The following is a 19,319-nucleotide window of genomic DNA, read 5'->3' as shown; positions in this document are numbered from 1 at the left end:
TCCTTGAATCGATCCGAACGCTTTTCCGATACCGATCTTTGCGTCAAATGCGGGCTGTGCCTGCCCCATTGCCCCACCTACGGCAAGACTCTGGACGAGAACGAATCCCCGCGCGGACGTATCGCCCTGATCCAGGGCTGGGCGCAGGGCTCGCTCGAGGCGACGCCGGAACTGATCCGGCATATCGACAACTGCCTGTTGTGCCGATCCTGCGAAGCGGTCTGTCCGGCCTATGTTCCCTATGGAAGCCTGGTCGACCGGTTCCGCGGCGAAACCGGCGCAGCGGGCAAAACGGCCTTTACGCGCGTCAAAGCCGCCGGCATCAGGATTGCGCTGACGAATAAACGCGCATCCCGCTGGATGGAACGACTGGTCGGAAACGCCGGCAAATCGAGCCGAGGGCTGCTGAGAAAAACCGGTTTGCTGAAAGCCTTGGGACTGTCCGAATTCGAAGCGGGGCTTCCGGATACGTCAACGTCGGCACGCCGGAACGACTTTTATCCCGCGCAAGGCCAAGCCGAGCGTAGCCGGGCGGCCCTGTTTCTCGGCTGTACGGCAAACCTTCTGGATGCCGAGACGGTCGCCGCAGCCTTGCTCGTGCTGAACCGGCTCGGCGTCGGCGTTCACGTGCCGAGCGCGCAAGCGTGTTGCGGGGCGCTGCATTATCATGCCGGCGATCGAATTTCGGCGTATAAGCTGATGGAAAGCAATCTGGCCGCTTTCGGTCTGTCCGATACGGATACGGTCGTCACCATCGCCAGCGGCTGCGGTGCCATGCTGCGCGACTATCCGCAACTGGAACCCGCAGCCGCCGATTTCTCGAAGAGTGTCAAAGACATCAGCCAATTCTTGACGGAACTCTCCCGGCCCGACGACATCGAATTCAAACCCTTGGCGGCCAAGGTTTGCGTGCATGTGCCCTGCACCTTGAAGAATGTGTTGCGGGCGGAACGCTGCGGCGCCGACCTGCTCCGCCGCATACCCTCGCTGGAGGTGGCGCCCCTGCCCAGCGCCCAGCGCTGCTGCGGCGCTGCGGGCAGCTATATGCTGGAGCACCCCGAGACGGCCCGCGACCTGCGCGACGACGTGCTGAAGCAGGTGGCAGCCATCAATCCCGATTTCCTGGCCACATCCAATCCGGGATGCGCGCTCCACTTGAGGGCCGGCCTGAAGCAAAAAGGGCTGGGGCATATCGAGGTGCTGCATCCGGTCGCGCTGCTCGCGCGGCAGCTTGTCCAATAAAAAAGCCGGCCCGAGATTCCGGTGCCGGCTTCTGTAAGCATTATCTTTATCGATCGGCGCCTGCAAGCTCGCACAAGCGGCCGTCCCCCGTCATCGCCGCAATTTGTAATTCCGGCCGTAGAAGATTTCCGCCATTTCCTGCTTGAGTTGCTTCTGAATCGCGGTCCGCTCATCGTCGGCCAAGGCGTCCTTGTCGGTCTCGAACAGATAATTGTCGAGGTGGAAGTCTTTCAGGATCATCTTGGTGTGGAAGATCTTTTCCTGATAGACGTTCACGTCGATCATCTGATACCGCTCCGCCATCGCATCCGAGATGTAGTTCTGAATAGATGTGATCTCGTGATCGATGTAATGCTTCTGCCCGCTGATGTCGCGGGTGAAGCCGCGCACCCGGTAATCCATGATCACGATGTCGGATTCGAAGCTGTGGATCAGATAATTGAGCGCCTTCAAGGGCGAAATGCGGCCGCAGGTGGATACGTCGATATCGGCACGGAAGGTGCTGATGCCGCCGTAAGGATGGCTTTCCGGATACGTGTGCACCGTGATGTGGCTCTTGTTCAGATGCGCCACGACGGATTCCGGCGCGGGACCCGGCGCCTCCACGTTGGTGACGCTATCCGGCACGTGCCCTTCCGAGATGAGCATGGTCACGCTGGCGCCCTGGGGCTCGTAATCCTGGCGTGCGATATTCAAAATTTCGGCGCCGATGATCGCATTCACATCGGTCAATATCTGTGTCAAGCGTTCGGCATTGTACATCTCGTCGATGTACTCGATGTAACGGCGCTGCTGCTGCCCGGATTTGGCATAGCAGATGTCGTAAATATTGAAGCTCAACGATTTGGTGAGGTTATTGAAACCGTGTAACTGCAATTTTTCCATCGATCTAACGATTACCCCCGTAGTCGATTGTAACTACCACTTGGTCCGCCCGCTTTTGAATGAAGCGCCAAACCGGCGCCAAAAGTTCATGAGACCGGGAACCCCGCCCATCGTTCACTCGATTTCGACGATTTCGTAGTCGTGCGTGATTTGTGCCGTTTTTCCGAGCATGATCGACGCGGAACAATATTTTTCCGCGGAGAGATGAATGGCTCGATCGACCGCCGCGTCGCTCAGCCCCTTGCCTTTGACGATGAAATGCACATGGATCCGGGTAAAAACCTTGGGATCGGATTCCGACCGCTCGGCCTCCAGATGCAATTCGCAATCCCGCACATCGTGCCGCCCCTTGCGGAGAATGTGCACGACGTCGAACGCCGTGCAACCCCCCATCCCCATCAGCAACATTTCCATCGGACGCGCGCCGAGATTCCGGCCGCCCGATTCCGGCGATCCGTCCATGACCACTGCATGACCGCTGCCGGACTCGGCCAGAAACAGCACATTTTCTACCCACTTGACACGCGCCTTCATCGAAGACCCCCGAGTAAAAATAGCCGCATACTTTATCACAATTCCCTGTCGGTCCAAGTGAAATTAACGCTGCTAGACTTGGTGAATTGCATTCCACTCATTAGACGCACAACGCTTATGCAATCTCTCTCGAAACCGCAGGAAGCCCTGGCGAACCTACTACCTTATTGCCATCGCCGCCGTTACCCGAGCAAAACGAACATCATCCGGCCCGGAGACGCCGGAGACACGCTTTATTACATCATCGAGGGTGCCGTTACGGTCAGCATGCCGCACAAGCCGAGCGGAGACGATATCGTACTCGCTTATCTGAACAAGGGAGAGTTCATCGGCGAAATCGGCGTATTCATGGGGCCCATGCTGCGGGATGTGACGGTCACGACTCGGGAGCCGAGCCAGCTTGCCGAAATCGGCTATGCCCGATTCTCTCAACTGCTCAGAAACGAGCTCGCCGAACATGCCGTCAGCATTTTGAGCCTCCTGGGACGCCAGTTGTCTCTGCGTCTGCTCAATACCAGCCGCAAGGTCGGCAACCTTGCGTTTCTCGATGTCTCCGGCCGCATCGCCCACACCCTGATAGAACTGTGCAAGCAACCCGAAGCTTTGACGCATCCCGACGGCATGCAAATCCGCATCACCCGGCAAGAACTGGGCCGCATCGTCGGCTGCTCACGGGAAGTGGCCGGACGAGTCCTGAAGAATCTGGAGGAACAGGGACTTCTCTCGGCCAAAGGCAAGACGATCGTCGTATATGGCACCCGCTGAGCTCGAATCTTCCCGATCATTCAAGCCCTTCCTCCATTCGACGAATTACCGGAAGCCGCCGGATTCGGAGCTTCCCGCGAAACGCGCGGCGGCACCGACGGCGAAACCAAAGCCGTAGCCGGAACCTTCGGAATCAAAAAGGCCGGCCATCTTTCGAACCGGAAAGATGGCCGGCCTTGCAGGACGATGCCGACGAATCGGCAACCGGGGCGTCGCCCGATTCGGTTTAAGCGCCGAAATTCCTCTCGGCGAACTCCCAATTGACCAGGCTCCAGAACGCTTCGACGTATTTCGGGCGAGCGTTGCGGTAGTCGATATAGTAAGCGTGCTCCCAAACGTCGCAGGTGAGCAGCGCGGTTTGGCCCGTGGTCAAGGGACAACCGGCATTGCTGGTGCTGACGATCGCCAGGCTGCCGTCTGCATTCTTCACCAGCCATGCCCAGCCCGAACCGAACGTGCCGACGGCGCACTTGGTGAACTCTTCTTTGAACTTGTCGAATGAGCCGAACGCCTTGTTGATCGCATCGGCCAATGCACCGGCGGGCGCTCCGCCGCCGTTGGGCTTCAGGCTGTTCCAATAGAACGTGTGATTCCAAACTTGGGCCGCGTTATTGAAGATGCCGCCCGAGGATTTTCTGATGATGTCTTCCAACGACAGATTCTCGAACTCGGTCCCGGCGATCAGATTGTTGAGGTTGGTGACATACGCCTGATGATGCTTGCCGTAATGGTATTCAAGAGTTTCCGCGGAAATGTGCGGCTCCAGCGCATTCTTGGCATAGGGTAAAGGGGGAAGTTCATGTGTCATCAGATTCTCCTTTTGTCTATTGAGTAAACCGGTTCGCCCGATATTCGATGGGCGATATTCCAACCTAAATAGTAGGGAATGTAGTCTAACACTTGGAGGTTGCTCTAAAAAGCGCATGCAACACAGTCCGGCATTTCGGCCTCTTTTTCTTTTGACAAAAAAAAGAGCTTCGTTTATGAAGCTCTTTTTCGGAATACCTGATTTACAGGCCGATCTCGGACCATCGTTATTGTTTCCCCTTCACCTTGACAAGTAGACAGGCCGCCCGAACCACGCTTCAAATCCTGCGATTGCCGGCCCATTGCTGAACTTGCGCCTTCCAGCTTCCGTCCGCCTGACGCTTCAACACGCTGTAAAGGACTCCGTCGTAGCGATATTTCATCACCTGTGACGAATCTTGCAGCGTCTTGACATCGGACAGCTTCGTGGTGGCAACGATGGTATCATCATTGCCGCTGCGCGCATCGACGATATCCATTGCGTAAACGCCCTTCTGGATCAGCGTTTGCCAAAATGCGCGGATTTCGCCGGCGCTCTTCGATACCGAACCGTTGGGCTGCACCAGCATCGCGTTATCGGCATACAAAGACAGAATCTCGTCGACTTTGCCTTTTGCGAAGGCCGCATTCCACTTTGCAATACTGGATTCCGCGATTTGTCTAACGTCATCGGCTGCCTGCGACGTACCGGTCGCCACGGCCGCGGTTAAAATCACCATCAATCCTAAGCTGCGTTTCATGTGACATCCCTCCTGATGCAAAATTTTTTGCATGCGAGGGCAGACTATAAGCGAATGAACTTGGTTTACAATATCCAATAAATTTTACTAATTGTTTCCATAATTAAAATTATCGATTCGGATCATCATGGATAAATTGACTAGCATGTTGGTATTCACCAAGGTCGCGAAAGCCGGCAGTTTCGCGTCGGCCGCCAAAGAACTCGGGCTGTCCAGAGCCATGGCGACCAAGCACGTGATGCAACTGGAGAATGGCCTCGGTATCAGGCTGCTGAACCGCACCACCCGAAATCTCAGCCTTACCGAGGTGGGAATGGTTTATTTGGAGCGATGCCTGCAAATCCTCGACGAGATGGAAGAAATGGAAATCGCCGTTACCCGGTTGCAGACGGAACCGCGCGGAACCCTCAAGGTGAATGCCACGCCGTTCTTCGGCGCGTATCATCTGGCACCGGCGATAGCCGCCTACATGGAGGCGTTTCCGGACGTGAACGTAGAGTTGGTGTTACAGGCGGGTTATATCGATCTGATCGAGGAAGGCTTCGACCTCGCGATTCATCTCGACGAGATGCGCGACTCCAGCCTCATCGCGCGCAAACTGGGCAGTTCGCAACGAATCGTCTGCGGTTCGCCCGATTACTTTAAGAAACACGGAATACCCCGCACGCCGGACGATCTCCGAAAGCACAATTGCCTCACCAATTCCAGCCTGCCGCCCCGCGATCACTGGCAATTCAGCATACCCGGCGGCGAAACCACGGTGGTCAAGGTCACCGGCAACATGGAGGCGAATGTCGCCGATGCCCTGCGCATGGCCGCCATCAATGGCTTGGGCCTCATACTGCTGCCGACGTATATGGTCGGCCAGGACATCCGCAAGGGCCGGCTGAGTCCGGTGCTCACCGATTACGTACCCGCGCCCCTGGAAATCCACGCGGTTTACCCGCATCGCAAGCACTTGTCGGCCAAGGTCAGAACCTTCGTGGACTTTCTGAGCGAGCGCTTTCATCCGAAGCCTTACTGGGAAGATTGGGCCGACGCACAGGAATAGCCGATGCCCCAAAATCCGATCCGGCGCGCCCGGATCGCGAATCTTGCCCGGAAAGCGCGTCATTTTTCATTACGCAGTAACGATCGACCATGGCTCTCGAAATCGAACGTAAATTTTTGGTCCTCGACGATCGCTGGCGCGATTCCGTCCGGGAATCCGCCTACTTTCGACAAGGTTATCTCAACGATGAAACGCATTGCTCCGTCAGGGTGAGGATTTGCGGCGACCGGGCCTGGCTCAATATCAAGAGCGTCACCATAGGCACCCAGCGGCAGGAGTTCGAATACGAAATTCCGATCGCCGACGCTCACGCGATGTTGAGCGGCTTGAGCCGCAGACCGCTCATCGAAAAGACCCGGTATTTCGTCGACATCGGGCCTCATACCTGGGAAATCGACGTTTTCGAGGGCGACAACGCCGGCCTGGTGGTGGCGGAAATCGAACTGGAAAGTCCGGACGAAGCCTTCGAGAAACCGGCCTGGGTGGGCGATGAAGTGACTTACGATCCGCGTTATTACAATACGAGTTTGTCGACGACTCCTTATAATAGCTGGCATGATTAAGTAAGACGGGTCCCTCCCCGCCGTTCTTCTGGGCTTTCGACGGAAGTCGGATTTCCTGGCCGCTGGAGTCGCCGACATGATGACTTTTTTATTCATCCTGCTGCTGTTTGCCGTCGCTGTCGCGGCGGCGACGCGCATCGGCAAAAGGTTGCCCAAAACCCATGCAGCCGCCAGCCGAATCCGCCTCAAAGCTCCGCCGAAAGCGATTTGGGACATCATCACCGATTTCGAGTCTTATGCGACTTGGCGACCGGGTCTCGTTCGTATCGAACGAGGTCCCGATATCGACGGCTTGCCCAGTTGGTACGAGATTTGTTCCCGATGCAGCCGGGTGCATTTCCGAGTCGTCGAACATAAGCCGCCATCGCGCCTCGTCACCAAGATCGTCGGCGACGATCTCCCCTTGAGCGGAACCTGGATTTACGAACTCAAAGAGGACGGCGGCGGCACCGTGCTCACCATTACCGAACAGGACAACATCTATCATCCGCTGTTCCGATTCTTCGACCGTTTTGTGATCTGTTACTACGGCGTCATGGACGTCTATTTGATTGCCCTGGCCATCAAGCTGGGCGACTCGGCCAGACCGGAACACCTCAACGTCAAGATCGAAGATCCGGGCATGACGGCCTGATCCGATCCGGCCGTTCCGCCGGCTATCCCGCGGCGTATTTACCGCCTTTTTCCCGCGCTTTTCCCGGCGACGCGAACCCGCCGCCGGGCAATCTCCCCCAAAGCCCCTCGGCTGCGGTTCATTTGAGCCGCACCGGTTGTTTTAAACCGGCAACATTGATCTAATAATATCTGGTATCGCCTCGATACCGAGCGCGGCAGTTCGGCCGCTTCTTCAGTCCTCGTTTAGAACGTTTTTCGCTACGGCCTAACCGTGGCTAACGCGAATACCGGCGGACGGAACAGGGCCTGGCTTGCGGCTTGAACGGCCGAACCATCGCGCGGCACTCTCCCGCCGGCACGGCCAGCCCGACTTTTTCCGATACATCGGCACGAAGAAGCATGACGCAACGAATCTTCCGGCAATCGCCCGCCCCACCGGATCAGGCTATGGATCATCGTAGACATCGTTTACGCGCCGCGGCCGCCGGCCTCGCCTTCGACGCGGAAAACAGCGGCTCATTCGCTTCGCGGCTTGCAGATGCAAAGTTCTGAATTCGAGGCGCCGGCGAGCATCATGGAAGCCCGGAGAACCCTTTCTTGAAAAGTCTTAGCGCAACCGATCAGTTATCGCCCCAGGTATGGGTGGTCGACGACGACCGTCCCATTCGAAATCTATTGGAGAACGCATTGCGCCAGGCGTTTTTCGAGACTCGCTCGTTCGATGGCGCGCGCAGCCTGCTCAAAGCGCTGGAGCAGGGTCGCCCGGATGTGATTTTGGCCAATCTCCGGATTCCCGGGCTGGACGGCCTGGCGCTGTTACGAAAGCTATTGGCTCGTCACGCCCAGCTTCCCGTCATCGCCATGACCGCAGATGCGGATTTGGAGTTCGCTGTATCGGCCTTCCGCCACGGCGCATTCGAATATCTGCCCAAGCCGTTCGACATGGGCGATGCCGTGAGCCTCGTCCGCCGCGCCTGTATGGAGCGCGGCCCGTGGCCGCATCGACTTCCGCCGATGCCGCAAAAAATCCCGGAGATCGTCAGCGAAGCGCCGGCGATGCAGGAAGTGCTCCGAATCATCGCCCGCCTCGCCCGATCCCACATCGGCGTACTCATCACCGGCGAAGCGGGAACCGGCAAGGAATCGGTCGCCCGCGCGCTGCATCGCCGCAGCCCGCGAAGCGATAAACCGTTCATCGCCGTCAATATGGCCGCGCTTCCTTATCACCTCGTGGAATCCGAGCTGTTCGGCCATGACCTCGGAACCTACGGGCGGCGCCCCGGATGCTTCGAACAAGCGGACGGCGGAACGCTGTTCCTGGATGAAATCGACGACATGCCGCTCGATTTGCAAGGCCGCCTGTTGCGCGCGATGGTCGATGGCGAGATCTTCTCCGCGGGAGATCGCGCTCCAACCAAGGTCGACGTTCGCATCATCGCAGCCAGCCGCCGCAATCTGGAAGCCCTGGTAGCGTGGGGACGGTTCCGCGAGGACCTTTATCACCGCCTCGGCGCCGTCCGCCTCCGCCTGCCTCCGCTGCGCGAACGGCGCGAGGATATTCCCCCGCTGCTGCGGCATTTCCTTGCCAAAGCCGGCCGGGAATTGAGCGCGGAAACCAAGGTGCTGCGGCCCGAGGTCGAGGCTTATCTGTGCCGGCTCGACTGGCCGGGGAACGTCCGCGAACTGGAAGACGCCTGCCGCAGGATCAGCGTGATGGCTGCCGACAGGGAAATTCATCTCGGCGATTTGCCGCCCGAACTGCTGGAAATGCGGCCGCAATGCCCGCCAACGACCGAGAACTGGCAGGATGTCTTTCGACACTGGGTGGATCGGCGCTTCAAAGAAGGCGATCGCAACTTCGCCAAAGAATCCATAAAATCCGCCGAGAGCATTCTGATCATCGCGGCGCTGAAAATGACCCAAGGTTGCAAACAAGATGCCGCCAGGCTTCTGGGTTGCGGGCGCAACACCCTGGCAAGAAAAATCGATGAATTGAATCTTGAAGTTTGATCTCTCCATATCGCGCGAACCCGACCGCACAAGGCCTCACCGCGTAGTTGACACGGCTCGCAAGCCGGGCATACAGTATTGAGCCGATACCACACTGCAGCGACCGGCTGTTTTCCGACGTGACCTGCCGCATGCCGACGGGTATCGGCCCGGAATCCATTGCTGGTTCCGGACCGGCTTCTTCGTATTCTGAAAAAAGCAGTAACCGCAATGGCCCTATCAAGCGCCTGCGGCGATTCTGACTCCTAATAACCCCTGGCTCCGAAGGCCAGCTTATAACTGGATTAGGGTGAAAAAAAATGAATGTCGAGAACCAAGCGAAAAGAGATTATTTCTGGGTATATGTCGCTCTCATAACGGCGGCGCTGGTCGGCGCCATCGCGATGGTCAAGTTGAGTGAAAACGACAAATACGATCCCATTCGCCAGCAGTTGGCGGAAGAAGCGGCCAAAATGAACATCCGGGTTTTAAATTGATTACCGTCGCGTCGCACCACACTACTATCGGGAGGGGATTTTTATGAAAAGCGCATCGATCTCTAAATTGCTTTGCCTGTTAGCTGCCTTGTCCTTTTTCTGCGGTACCGCGTACGCGGCGGAATATATCGAACGGGATCTCATGGGAAACACGATACCGCCGCAAAAATGCGCCGCAAAAGACGAAGCCGCTCAAAAAGCCACCGATTCGTACAACGTCACCAAGTTCGCGAAACTGTTCTGCGAAACCCAAGGCTACGGGTGGTACCTGTCCGAGCAGAAAAACCAGGGGAAATTGGTCTGCGAGGAATGCAGCGACGACGCCGGAAAACAAAGATGCCATGTGGAGGATATCGTCGTGACCTGCAAGCGGATCAAGCCGGGCTCGGTGGGAATGCTCCCAGGAAAAGGCTAATACGCGACTTACGCCCTCTCCGCTGAACTCGGCATCGAATCACGCCGGTTCGCGGTTCGGGATTTCCGGCGGCATGCCGCCAAACCATCGCCGAACGCCCGCTTTTACCATTCCCGCCAATGATGATGGCGGGCGCTTTCGGATGTCCGGGCAAGCGTCTCTCCGCCGGACGAGGCTCGCGAGCCTGCGCCGAGGTTCCCCGATCCCTCGATCAGGCGCCGCCCCTTAGCGGCCGCTCAAACGCCAATCGTAGCCTTCGAGGCTTTCCGCGGAGCGATTCGGCCCGAACATCACGCCGGAATCGCGGTCAGGCTCATCGGCTTTCCGCACGCCCCGCCGTTCCGATCGCTTTCCCGAGGCTCGCCGCGCGACGGCGCACCGAAGCGCCTCAGGCCCGAGGCCATTTCCTCGCCAATCCGCTAGAATTACGCGCCCACACAGCTTCACCAATTTTCCGGAGAGTGCCGCCTCCCATGAACGCCGTGCTGCTCGGTATCCTCGCTTATATCCTGATCCAACTGCTGATCGGCATGCTGGTATCGAGGCATATTTCCAGCGAGGACGATTACCTTCTGGCAGGCCGCAGGCTGGGCCTGAAACTCGGCACCTTCACGGTTTTCGCCACCTGGTTCGGGGCGGAAACCTGTATCGGCGCGGCAGGTTCCATTTATCGATCGGGGCTTTCCGGCGGGTCCGCCGATCCTTTCGGCTATGCCGCCTGCCTCTTGTTGATGGGATTCTTTTTCGCGGTGCCGCTCTGGCGAAAAAAGCTCACGACCTTGGCCGATTTGTTCCGGATCCGCTATTCGCCCAAAATCGAGCGGCTGGTGGTGCTCATGATCGCCCCGACGTCGGTCATGTGGGCCGGCGCGCAGATTCGCGCATTCGGGCAGGTCATTTCCGCCTCGTCGAATTTCGAGGTAGACATCGCCATCACGATCGCGGCCGCGGTAGTCATCGTCTATACCGTATACGGCGGCCTGTTCGCCGATGTCATAACCGACCTGATCCAGGGCATAGCCCTCATCATCGGCCTTGCCGTTCTCTTTTATGCCGTGAACGACGCCAATGGAGGTTTCGGCGCGAGTCTCGACAAAATCGACCCGTCTCGGCTCCGGTTGTTCGGCGGCGGCGAAAAGCCGTTGCTGGAGGTCATCGAAACCTGGGCCATCCCGATCACCGGCTCTTTATTCGCGCAAGAACTGTGCGCGCGCATTCTGGCCAGCCGCTCCCACCGCGTCGCCAGGGCGAGTTGCCTGGCGGGAGGGGGGCTCTACCTGCTGGTCGGGTTGATTCCGGTCTTCATCGGGCTGGCCGGCGTTCATCTGTTGCCGGGCCTTGAAAATCCGGAGCAAATCCTGCCGCGGCTCGCTCAGGAGCATCTGTCCGCCTTTGCTTACGTGCTGTTCGCCGGCGCTTTGATTTCCGCGATTCTTTCGACGGTGGACAGCGCCCTTCTTGCCGCCTCGGCCCTGATTTCTCACAATCTCGTGATCCCCTTGGCCGGGGACGTGCCGGAGTCGGGCAAGGTGCGCATCGCCCGCGCCTGCGTATTGATTTTCGGGATCGTGGCCTATGTGCTGGCACTCCACGCCGACGGCGTGCATGAACTGGTGGAAGAGGCTTCCGCCTTCGGCGGCGCTCCGGTTTTCGTCGTCGCCCTGCTCGGCCTGTTCACTCGCATCGGTCATGCCAAAAGCGCTGCCGCGGCTTTGGCCGCCGGAACGATCGCGTGGCTCGCCGGCAGCTATGTGCTGGATCTGGCCACGCCCTATTTGGTATCCCTGGCGGCCAGCCTGACGGCGTATCTTGCCGTTGCCGCATGGGAGAGTCGCACCATGAATACGGCTGCAGAAGCCTCCATATAATTTGAAACGATGCTGGACCAACAACCTCCCACTCGATACAACCAATTTCTGAAGATCGCCACCTGGTTCGAAGGCGGCCTGATCCTCCTAGCCTATGGAATAGGCTGGGCCGTCTCGATCAACCCCTTGGCGCATATCGGATTCGGCCCGATGGCGCTGGCCTGGGGCATTTTGGGCACATTGCCGCTTTATTTGCTTTTTGCCCTGTCCTACAGCCTGCCGTGGAGCGGCATGCGTGCCGTAAAAAGCTTTTTGGTGGAAAAATTGGGACCTTTCCTGAGCCACTGCCGCTGGCAGGAGTTGTTGTATCTGGGTTTTCTGGCAGGAATTTCCGAAGAAATCCTGTTTCGCGGCTTGCTTCAGCCCTGGTTCGAGCAAAACTGGGGGTGGATCGGCGGCATCGTTTTCAGCAACCTGGTGTTTGCCCTGGTGCACTGGGTTACGCCCCTATACGCCCTGCTTGCCGGGCTCACCGGAGTTTATCTGGGCATTGCGCTCGATTTCGGCGGCGAACGCAATCTGGTCATCCCCATTCTCATCCATGCCATCTACGACTTCCTCGCTTTCATCGCCGTGGCGCAAACCTATCGCCGGGAAAAAAGCCGATCATTCTGATGCTTCCGGCTTATCCGAAAGATTGAAAACGCGCTAAAACGCCGGCTACCCGTGTATGGGCGCTGCGCGGTACTTGAGGGGCGCCCCCGAACGGTCGGACGAGACCGCCAGAATCTCGGCGATGATCGATAGAGCCACCTGCTCCGGCGTTTCCGCGCCGATGTCCAAGCCGACCGGGGCGTGGAGCCGGCTCAACCGGGTTTCGTCGAAGCTCGAGCCGTCCTGGGCCAATTCTTCGAGCATTTTTTGAGTGCGCCTGCGCGGACCGAGCATGCCGATATAAGCCATCGGCGAGCGCAACAGATGAGCGAGAATCGCCCGGTCGTGATGATAGTTGTGGTTCATCACCACCGCCGCGCCGCCCTGCTCCAGCGGAATCTCGTCCGGCACGGCTTCGGCCCGGCAAAGACGCACCTCGTCCGCCGTCGGAAAGCGCTCCCGCGCGATGTAGGCGGGACGGCCGTCCACCACCGCGACATGCCAGCCGAGCCGTTTGGCCAGATCCGCCAGAGGCATCGCATCGTGGCCGGCACCGAAAATGATCAAAGCTGGCGGCGGCTGGACGCCCTCGACGAACACCTCGAACTCGCCCGCATCGCCGCCGTAGGTTTTCAGCTCCGATCGGCCGCTGCCCAATATCGCCCGCGCATCGTCGATGATTCGCCCGGCATATGCGCTTTGGACGAGTTCTCCGCCGACGGCGTCGTCCGCGCCGATCCAGAAGCGCTCGCCCATGCCGCCGACGGCCAGAGCCACCGCGACCGGCCGGCGCGATTCGAAACCGGTTTCGACGGCTTGAAGATAGCCGGGAACCGCCCCTCCGAACAGCGGCTCGACCAGGACGCGGATCACGCCGTTGCAGCCCAGCGCCAGTCCGAACACCAAATCCGCATCGGAGGTATGGTCATAGGTGACGACCGCCGGTCGGCCGGCCGCGGCGATGTTCTCGGAGCGGGCGCAGATATCGGCTTCCAGGCACCCGCCGCTGATGCCGCCGACCATCGATCCGTCTTCCAGAATCAACAAGCGCGCGCCGGCGCGCCGATAGGTGGAACCTTTGGCTTCGATCACCGTCGCCAGAACGCGCGGCTTTCCGCCGTCCCTAAGCGCGGCCAGAATGTCCTGCAATTCCTTGCTCTGCGACATGGCGTTTCGCCTCAAACGGTTTTGAGATCGTGCTTGGACAAGGGCAGCGACCGGATGCGTTTGCCGGTCACGGCGAACACCGCATTGGCCACCGCCGGCGCCAGCGGCGGCACCCCCGGTTCGCCCACGCCGGACGGCGGCTCCCGGCTCGGTACGATATGCACCTCGACCGCCGGCATCTCGTCGATCCGCAACACCGGATAATCGGTGAAATTGCTCTGCTCGACCTCGCCTTCATTCAGAGTGATTTCGCCGTAGAACGCCGCCGACAAGGCCCAGACGATGCCGCTTTCCATTTGCGCCGCGATGGTGTCCGGATTGACCACCTGGCCGCAATCGATGGCGCAGACCACCCGATGCACACGGGCTTGTCCGTCTTCCACCGAGACCTCGGCCACTTGTGCCACATAGCTGCCGAACGAGGCATGCACGGCGATGCCGCGCCCGCGGCCTTTGTCGAGGGCCGAGCCCCAGCCGGCCTTTTTTGCCGCCAGTTCGAGAACGCCCCGATGCCGCGGATGTTTCGTCAGCAATTCGTGGCGGAACCGGTACGGATCCTTGCCGGCGGCGTGAGCGACTTCGTCGATGAAACTCTCGACCACGAAGGCGGTGTGAGAATGCCCCACCGAGCGCCACCACAGCACCGGAATATCGAGCCTAGGGCTATGCAAATCGACGCGGATGTTCGGAATCTCATAGGGCAGATCGGCCGCCCCTTCGACGGATGACGCATCGACCCCATCCCGGACCATCGCCCCCTCGAACGGCGTGCCGATGGCGATGGACTGGCCGACGATGGTGTGGGTCCAGGCGACGGGATTGCCTTTCGCGTCGAGGCCCGCGCTCAGCCGGTCGTGAAACGTCGGACGGTAGTAGCCGCCCTTGATGTCGTCCTCGCGGGTCCAGACCACCTTGACCGGTTTCTTCACCGCCTTCGCGACGTGCACGGCTTCGCTGACGAAATCCGACTGCGGATTCGCCCGCCGTCCGAAGCCGCCGCCGAGAAAGGTCGTGTGGAGCTCGACCTGCTCCGGCTTGAGCCCGGCGATGGCCGCGGCCCGGTCGCGATCGGCCGTCTGGAACTGGGTGCCGGTCCAGATCTCGCAGCGGTCCTCGCGGAGATCCACCGTGCAGTTCAAAGGCTCCATCGGCGCATGGGCCAGATAAGGCACCTCGTACTCGGCGCTGAACCGTTTCGCCGCCTTGTCAAGAACGGTATTCGCGTCGCCTCTGTCCCTAGCGGGAAGCCCCGAAGTCCGGGCCAGGCGGGCGAACTCCTCGCGCAGCTTTGCGGAAGACAGGTCGGCGTTCGGCCCCCGGTCCCACACGATGTCCAGGGCATCGCGCCCTTTCTTGGCCGACCAGAAATCCTTCGCCACCACGGCGATGCCGGACGGAACCTGAACCACGTCGACCACGCCGGCAACGGCCTTGGATTTGGCGGCATCGAAGCTCTTGACCTTGCCACCGAACACCGGCGGCCGCGCGATCAGGGCGGTCAGCAGTTCCGGCAAGCGCACGTCGATTCCGAATCGGGCCGTGCCATTGGCCTTGGCCGGCGTGTCGAGACGCCGGGTCGGCTTGCCGATCAGCTTGAACTGTTTGGGATCCTTGAGTTTGACCTGGGCCGGCATCGGCAGCTCGGCGGCCTTGGCGCTCAAGGCGCCGTAAGACAGCCGCCGCCGGGTCGGTTTATGGATGACGTAGCCGTCCTCGGCATGACAAGAATCCGGCTTGACCTTCCAGGTATCCGCGGCGGCCCGGATCAACAGCGCGCGCCCGGCCGCGCCGACCTTGCGGAGCTGTTCCCAGGAACTCGCCACGCTGGTGCTGCCGCCCGTGGCCTGTATGTTCCAGGCGGTATGGTTGTAGACCGGCGCGACCGGAGCCGATTCGACCCTGACCTTGCTCCAGTCCGCCTCCAGCTCGTCGGCCACCAGCATCGCGAGCGAGGTGTAGACCCCCTGCCCCATCTCCGACTTGTTGATCAGGATCGTGACCGTTTCGTCCTCGCCGATGCGGATGAAGGCATTGGGCGGATAGGTCTTGGCCGGGTCTTCCGCCGCCAGGGCGAACTTCATGGTGCGCGGCAGATAGAAGGCGATGACCAGGCCGCCGCCGACCAGCGCCGAAGATTTGAGGAATTGCCGGCGTCCCGGATGGGTGGGTTCGACACTCATGGCTAAGCTCCCTTCGCCAGATCCGCGGCGCGGTGTATCGCCTTGCGGATACGTTGATAGGTTCCGCAGCGGCACAATACGCCGGACATCGCGCTATCGATGTCGGCGTCGCCGGGATTGGGATTCTTCGCGAGCAGCGCCGCGGCCGCCATGATCTGGCCCGACTGGCAATAGCCGCACTGCGGAACGTCCGCTTCGATCCAAGCCTTCTGCACCGGGTGATCGCCCTGCGCGGAGAGTCCCTCGATGGTCGTGACCGGTTTGCCGACCACGCCGGAAACCGGAGTGACGCAGGCGCGGGTCTGTTCGCCGTCGACGTGTACGGTACACGCGCCGCACGCCGCCACGCCGCAGCCGTATTTGGTGCCGGTGAGCCCGAGATGATCCCGCAGAACCCAGAGCAACGGAGTATCTCCGGAAACATCCACCTGGTAACTCTTGCCGTTGACGTTCAGCGCGATCATGTGTTCCCTCCTCGCCGATGTTTATAATGAAAGCCGCACCGCATGTGCGATTTAAGCCGCTTAGTCAGCAAAATGCCCGAGGCGCCCGACGATGTCAACCGACCCGAACGAGCCGAAAATCGGCCTGGTACTGCTTGCCGCGGGCGGCTCCCGGCGTCTCGGCGAACCCAAACAACTGCTAGCCTGGCGCGGAGAAAGCCTGTTGCGCCGGGCGGCGAAAGCGGCCCTGGCCTCGCGCTGCGCGCCGGTCGTCGTCGTCCTGGGCGCCAACGCGGAGGCGCTCGGAAACGAGCTGGCCGGACTCCGGCTTTCGTCCGTCATCAATCCGGATTGGGAGGAAGGCATCGGCGGCTCGATCCGTTCGGGCCTGGCGGCGCTCGGCGAAACGGCACCGGAACTGGACGCGGTGCTTCTGGCCTTGTGCGATCAGGCATTGATCGAGCACCGCCATTTGAACGGCCTGATCGAGGCGTTCCGCGTTTCCCGCCCGGCCGTCGTCGCCTCTCGCTACGGCGATGCCTTCGGCGCGCCGGCGCTGTTTCACCGTCCGCTTTTCGGCGATTTGGACGGGCTTGCGGGCGACCAAGGCGCAAAGAAGATCATCCTTCGGCATCTTGAGTCCGCCGTATTCGTAGACTTGCCGGAAGCTAGCTTGGATATCGATACCGCGGAAGATTATGCGCGGCTGACACGCTGGCCGGATCGCCGATAACGACGACTCGCCAAGATCGGCTTTCCTCCGATCCATCCGCTCGTCCAGCAAGAACTTCCGGCCTGGGCGCTCTTCTAAATCCTTATCGACTCCGTCCAACGATCCGGCGCCATACTCGGAATCGTCGTGTCCCGGAGCCTTGATTATTCGGTTTCTCACCTCATTCGTTAAGGAAGCGCACCATGCAAAAGGAACGATTCATAGCTCCTTCCCTGGCTCTCTTGCTGTTATCCGGCTCTGCCGTTCTGTCCGCCGAAGAACGCAGCATGGAAGAGGCGCAGCAGGAAGAACAGTTCGGCGAGTCGGTTCAGGAATTGACCGACAAGGCACGCGCCGTTCAGGTGTACTCGCACATCTACGGCGCGGAACTCATGAGCGAGAAAGATCGCTGCGAATATCTGCTCAAGCTGGATGGCACGAAAGACAAGGCGGAGCGGGACAAAATCCGAGCCCAACACCGCGCGTACATTGATGAACGGAAGAAAAAGCTGGGCGGATGAAGCGTTCGAAGGATTACGACAGGATACGAGCGGCGCCTGATTGCCGGCGCATTGGATCCCTAAGCGGTTTCAGGATTTCTCCGGCTCGTAGTCGATATCCGCGATCACGCACCGAAGAGGTCCCGCGGGCGTGTCGACGACCACCTCGTCGTCGATCGCTTTCTTGAGCAGAGAACGGGCCATCGGCGAATCGACGCTGATCCAGCCTTTTTGCGGGTCGAATTCGTCGGGGCCGACGATACGGTACGTGGATTCCTCGCCGTCGGCGTTCTCAAGGGTCACCCAGGCCCCGAAAAAGACGCGCCCCCGGTCCGACGGCAATTGGGCGACGACTTTGAGTTCCGGCAGGCGCTTCTGCAAATAGCGGATGCGCCTGTCGATCTCCCTCAATTCTTTCTTTCGGTAGATATATTCGGCGTTCTCCGAGCGGTCGCCTTCGGCGGCGGCGGCCGAAAGATGCCGGGTCACGTCGGTGCGGCGTTCCCACAGCCCCTTGAGCTCGGCTCGAAGCTTCTCCGCGCCTTCCGCGGTAATGTAAGGCGAGGATTTGGAAGATGGAGGTCGCCAGCGCGCCATGATCGGATCCCGTGACTCATTTCGAACGGGAAAGTATATCAAGGCCGTTCGTCGATCACGGCCCGGACGAATTTTTCCTGTGCCTCGATGCTTTCCGCCAAACGGAATTGGACCAAGGCCCGCTGCAGATTCTGCCCCGGTTGCTCGATCTTGAAATAACGGTCGCCTTCCAGGTGGTCGGTCAGGAACCGCAGCCCCAGTTCCAGCGGGAGCAGCCGGATCGCATCGTACAAATAGCGGCGCTCGACGGCCGTCAGAAAGGTTCCGGTTTCGGCGAAATAAGCCCGAAGAATGGCGCGGCAGATATCGAGATCGAACCCGACCCGTGCGGCATCGCCGGCCGCTTCGCCCGACCGGTTGCAACAGGAGCGGAGGCAATCGCCCAGATCGTAATGCACCAGCCCCGGTTTCACCGTATCGAGATCGATCAGGGCGGCGGCGCGTCCGCTCCGCGCGTCGAACAGCACGTTGTTGAGCTTGGAATCGCCGTGGATGACTCTGAGCGGCAGCCTCGCCTCTTCCAGCACGGCGAAAACCGGACGGCGGGCATTCACGAAAGCCAGGGCGAAGCGAAGCTCCGCGCTGTCCGGAACGGCCAGACCCCGGGCCGCGACCCGATCGAACCGGGCAAGATAATGCGGCGCGACATGAAATCCCGGCAAGGTGTCGCGCAACGAGCCGGGATCGAGGTCGCGGGTCAGGGCATGGAACCGGCCCAGGGCATATCCCACTTCTCCCGCCTGGGCGGCGTCCTGCAAGGTGTTATGACTCCGCGTATCCGGAATAAAGCTCAAAGCGCGCCAAAAATCGCCGGCGCCGTCGACCCAGAAGCCCGCGCCCTCTCGGGTGGACCGGATTTCGGGAAATATCAGATCGCGGACATCGGCGGCAGCGGCCTGGCGTTTCCGGACGTGGCCCAGCAGAACCCGGAGATTCTCCATGATCGATCCGGGCTCGGGGAACACCCGCCGATTGATGCGCTGAAGAACGAATCGCCCTTCGCCCGGCCATTCCGCAGCAACCAGAAAGGTATCGTTGATCAGTCCGTCGCCCAGAGGCTCGACGCGCGGCTCGGCGCCTTCGGCCACGAACCGGCGGGCGACGCGGTTCGCGATGTCGCTCAAATCCATGATCGTCCGGATGTCTCCTTGTTTC

Annotated in this window: 21 protein-coding genes; 12 read left to right on the top strand and 9 right to left on the bottom strand. The window is 60.0% G+C overall.

Annotated features, from left to right (window positions below; translation table 11 throughout):
• Positions 1 to 3: 3 nt before the first annotated feature.
• Positions 4 to 1,242 carry a (Fe-S)-binding protein gene (locus ACWJKU_RS01530; RefSeq protein ID WP_454145270.1) on the top strand — a complete coding sequence of 413 codons (1,239 nt, stop codon included), beginning with the start codon at positions 4 to 6 and terminating at the stop codon, positions 1,240 to 1,242.
• A 90-nt stretch (positions 1,243 to 1,332) separates the two neighbouring features.
• Here the strand turns inward: ACWJKU_RS01530 and speD are convergent, their stop codons facing one another.
• Both speD and ACWJKU_RS01520 read right to left on the bottom strand, forming a co-directional pair.
• Positions 1,333 to 2,127, bottom strand: coding sequence for an adenosylmethionine decarboxylase (gene speD / locus ACWJKU_RS01525; RefSeq protein ID WP_454145269.1), 795 nt, complete (start codon positions 2,125 to 2,127; stop codon positions 1,333 to 1,335).
• A 114-nt stretch (positions 2,128 to 2,241) separates the two neighbouring features.
• On the bottom strand, positions 2,242 to 2,661 hold the full coding sequence (locus ACWJKU_RS01520) for an OsmC family protein (RefSeq protein ID WP_454145268.1): 420 nt from the start codon (positions 2,659 to 2,661) through the stop codon (positions 2,242 to 2,244).
• A 117-nt stretch (positions 2,662 to 2,778) separates the two neighbouring features.
• On the opposite strand from ACWJKU_RS01520, the gene crp reads away from it, so the two are divergent.
• Complete coding sequence (gene crp / locus ACWJKU_RS01515; RefSeq protein ID WP_454145267.1) at positions 2,779 to 3,426, top strand: cAMP-activated global transcriptional regulator CRP; 648 nt, start codon at positions 2,779 to 2,781, stop codon at positions 3,424 to 3,426.
• Positions 3,427 to 3,652: 226 nt separating this feature from the next.
• Here the strand turns inward: crp and sodB are convergent, their stop codons facing one another.
• Entirely contained in the window at positions 3,653 to 4,234 is a 582-nt protein-coding gene (gene sodB, locus ACWJKU_RS01510) for a superoxide dismutase [Fe] (protein ID WP_454145266.1), read from the bottom strand.
• A 277-nt stretch (positions 4,235 to 4,511) separates the two neighbouring features.
• Entirely contained in the window at positions 4,512 to 5,006 is a 495-nt protein-coding gene (locus ACWJKU_RS01505; RefSeq protein WP_454145265.1) for a YybH family protein, read from the bottom strand.
• Positions 5,007 to 5,100: 94 nt separating this feature from the next.
• Between ACWJKU_RS01505 and ACWJKU_RS01500 the strand changes: the two genes are divergently transcribed.
• From ACWJKU_RS01500 to ACWJKU_RS01465, 8 genes are all read left to right on the top strand, one after another.
• Positions 5,101 to 6,024: a LysR substrate-binding domain-containing protein gene (locus ACWJKU_RS01500; RefSeq protein ID WP_454145264.1), complete on the top strand. Its 924-nt coding sequence runs from the start codon at positions 5,101 to 5,103 to the stop codon at positions 6,022 to 6,024.
• Positions 6,025 to 6,113: 89 nt separating this feature from the next.
• Positions 6,114 to 6,587, top strand: coding sequence for a CYTH domain-containing protein (locus ACWJKU_RS01495; protein ID WP_454145263.1), 474 nt, complete (start codon positions 6,114 to 6,116; stop codon positions 6,585 to 6,587).
• 76 nt (positions 6,588 to 6,663) lie between these two features.
• Entirely contained in the window at positions 6,664 to 7,221 is a 558-nt protein-coding gene (locus ACWJKU_RS01490; RefSeq protein WP_454145262.1) for an SRPBCC family protein, read from the top strand.
• A 578-nt stretch (positions 7,222 to 7,799) separates the two neighbouring features.
• Positions 7,800 to 9,212: a nitrogen regulation protein NR(I) gene (gene ntrC / locus ACWJKU_RS01485; protein WP_454145261.1), complete on the top strand. Its 1,413-nt coding sequence runs from the start codon at positions 7,800 to 7,802 to the stop codon at positions 9,210 to 9,212.
• Positions 9,213 to 9,511: 299 nt separating this feature from the next.
• Positions 9,512 to 9,688 (top strand): hypothetical protein, encoded by a 177-nt coding sequence (locus ACWJKU_RS01480; protein WP_454145260.1) that lies wholly within the window; start codon positions 9,512 to 9,514, stop codon positions 9,686 to 9,688.
• Positions 9,689 to 9,731: 43 nt separating this feature from the next.
• On the top strand, positions 9,732 to 10,103 hold the full coding sequence (locus tag ACWJKU_RS01475) for a hypothetical protein (RefSeq protein WP_454145259.1): 372 nt from the start codon (positions 9,732 to 9,734) through the stop codon (positions 10,101 to 10,103).
• 473 nt (positions 10,104 to 10,576) lie between these two features.
• On the top strand, positions 10,577 to 11,971 hold the full coding sequence (locus tag ACWJKU_RS01470) for a sodium:solute symporter family protein (RefSeq protein ID WP_454145258.1): 1,395 nt from the start codon (positions 10,577 to 10,579) through the stop codon (positions 11,969 to 11,971).
• Between the two features lie 9 nt (positions 11,972 to 11,980).
• Positions 11,981 to 12,586, top strand: coding sequence for a CPBP family intramembrane glutamic endopeptidase (locus ACWJKU_RS01465; RefSeq protein WP_454145257.1), 606 nt, complete (start codon positions 11,981 to 11,983; stop codon positions 12,584 to 12,586).
• Between the two features lie 45 nt (positions 12,587 to 12,631).
• On the opposite strand, the gene ACWJKU_RS01460 is transcribed toward ACWJKU_RS01465, so the two are convergent.
• From ACWJKU_RS01460 to ACWJKU_RS01450, 3 genes are read right to left on the bottom strand one after another with little or no spacing between them, the layout of a single operon-like run.
• A complete protein-coding gene (locus ACWJKU_RS01460; protein WP_454145256.1) occupies positions 12,632 to 13,732 on the bottom strand; it encodes an XdhC family protein in 1,101 nt (366 codons plus the stop codon).
• Between the two features lie 11 nt (positions 13,733 to 13,743).
• A complete protein-coding gene (locus ACWJKU_RS01455) occupies positions 13,744 to 15,912 on the bottom strand; it encodes a molybdopterin cofactor-binding domain-containing protein (protein ID WP_454145255.1) in 2,169 nt (722 codons plus the stop codon).
• A gap of 2 nt (positions 15,913 to 15,914) precedes the next feature.
• Positions 15,915 to 16,376: a (2Fe-2S)-binding protein gene (locus tag ACWJKU_RS01450; RefSeq protein ID WP_454145254.1), complete on the bottom strand. Its 462-nt coding sequence runs from the start codon at positions 16,374 to 16,376 to the stop codon at positions 15,915 to 15,917.
• 91 nt (positions 16,377 to 16,467) lie between these two features.
• Here ACWJKU_RS01450 and ACWJKU_RS01445 point away from each other — a divergent pair, with 91 nt between their 5' ends.
• Together ACWJKU_RS01445 and ACWJKU_RS01440 are read left to right on the top strand one after the other, a co-directional pair.
• Positions 16,468 to 17,088 carry a nucleotidyltransferase family protein gene (locus tag ACWJKU_RS01445; RefSeq protein ID WP_454145253.1) on the top strand — a complete coding sequence of 207 codons (621 nt, stop codon included), beginning with the start codon at positions 16,468 to 16,470 and terminating at the stop codon, positions 17,086 to 17,088.
• Positions 17,089 to 17,270: 182 nt separating this feature from the next.
• The gene (locus ACWJKU_RS01440) at positions 17,271 to 17,588 is read left to right on the top strand and encodes a hypothetical protein (protein WP_454145252.1); all 318 of its coding nucleotides are present in this window, start codon (positions 17,271 to 17,273) and stop codon (positions 17,586 to 17,588) included.
• A gap of 69 nt (positions 17,589 to 17,657) precedes the next feature.
• On the opposite strand, the gene greB is transcribed toward ACWJKU_RS01440, so the two are convergent.
• Positions 17,658 to 18,164, bottom strand: a complete 507-nt coding sequence (greB, locus tag ACWJKU_RS01435) for a transcription elongation factor GreB (RefSeq protein ID WP_454145251.1) — start codon at positions 18,162 to 18,164, stop codon at positions 17,658 to 17,660.
• 38 nt (positions 18,165 to 18,202) lie between these two features.
• Positions 18,203 to 19,294, bottom strand: coding sequence for a phosphotransferase enzyme family protein (locus ACWJKU_RS01430; RefSeq protein ID WP_454145250.1), 1,092 nt, complete (start codon positions 19,292 to 19,294; stop codon positions 18,203 to 18,205).
• Between the last annotated feature and the right edge of the window lie 25 nt (positions 19,295 to 19,319).

This window comes from Methylocaldum sp. MU1018 (assembly GCF_053646775.1).
The sequence above is the reverse complement of the archived record's forward strand: the minus strand, read 5'-3'. Positions and strand labels throughout refer to the sequence as shown.

Excerpts from the sequence above, each read along its gene's own strand:
- speD (WP_454145269.1), bottom strand. The coding sequence starts at position 2,127 with ATGGAAAAATTGCAGTTACACGGTTTCAATAACCTCACCAAATCGTTG.
- ACWJKU_RS01475 (WP_454145259.1), top strand. The coding sequence starts at position 9,732 with ATGAAAAGCGCATCGATCTCTAAATTGCTTTGCCTGTTAGCTGCCTTG.
- ACWJKU_RS01445 (WP_454145253.1), top strand. The coding sequence starts at position 16,468 with ATGTCAACCGACCCGAACGAGCCGAAAATCGGCCTGGTACTGCTTGCC.
- ACWJKU_RS01470 (WP_454145258.1), top strand. The coding sequence starts at position 10,577 with ATGAACGCCGTGCTGCTCGGTATCCTCGCTTATATCCTGATCCAACTG.
- ACWJKU_RS01430 (WP_454145250.1), bottom strand. The coding sequence starts at position 19,294 with ATGGATTTGAGCGACATCGCGAACCGCGTCGCCCGCCGGTTCGTGGCC.
- sodB (WP_454145266.1), bottom strand. The coding sequence starts at position 4,234 with ATGACACATGAACTTCCCCCTTTACCCTATGCCAAGAATGCGCTGGAG.
- ACWJKU_RS01450 (WP_454145254.1), bottom strand. The coding sequence starts at position 16,376 with ATGATCGCGCTGAACGTCAACGGCAAGAGTTACCAGGTGGATGTTTCC.
- ACWJKU_RS01495 (WP_454145263.1), top strand. The coding sequence starts at position 6,114 with ATGGCTCTCGAAATCGAACGTAAATTTTTGGTCCTCGACGATCGCTGG.
- ACWJKU_RS01455 (WP_454145255.1), bottom strand. The coding sequence starts at position 15,912 with ATGAGTGTCGAACCCACCCATCCGGGACGCCGGCAATTCCTCAAATCT.
- greB (WP_454145251.1), bottom strand. The coding sequence starts at position 18,164 with ATGGCGCGCTGGCGACCTCCATCTTCCAAATCCTCGCCTTACATTACC.
- ACWJKU_RS01440 (WP_454145252.1), top strand. The coding sequence starts at position 17,271 with ATGCAAAAGGAACGATTCATAGCTCCTTCCCTGGCTCTCTTGCTGTTA.
- ACWJKU_RS01490 (WP_454145262.1), top strand. The coding sequence starts at position 6,664 with ATGATGACTTTTTTATTCATCCTGCTGCTGTTTGCCGTCGCTGTCGCG.
- crp (WP_454145267.1), top strand. The coding sequence starts at position 2,779 with ATGCAATCTCTCTCGAAACCGCAGGAAGCCCTGGCGAACCTACTACCT.
- ACWJKU_RS01465 (WP_454145257.1), top strand. The coding sequence starts at position 11,981 with ATGCTGGACCAACAACCTCCCACTCGATACAACCAATTTCTGAAGATC.
- ACWJKU_RS01520 (WP_454145268.1), bottom strand. The coding sequence starts at position 2,661 with ATGAAGGCGCGTGTCAAGTGGGTAGAAAATGTGCTGTTTCTGGCCGAG.
- ACWJKU_RS01460 (WP_454145256.1), bottom strand. The coding sequence starts at position 13,732 with ATGTCGCAGAGCAAGGAATTGCAGGACATTCTGGCCGCGCTTAGGGAC.
- ACWJKU_RS01505 (WP_454145265.1), bottom strand. The coding sequence starts at position 5,006 with ATGCAAAAAATTTTGCATCAGGAGGGATGTCACATGAAACGCAGCTTA.
- ACWJKU_RS01480 (WP_454145260.1), top strand. The coding sequence starts at position 9,512 with ATGAATGTCGAGAACCAAGCGAAAAGAGATTATTTCTGGGTATATGTC.
- ACWJKU_RS01500 (WP_454145264.1), top strand. The coding sequence starts at position 5,101 with ATGGATAAATTGACTAGCATGTTGGTATTCACCAAGGTCGCGAAAGCC.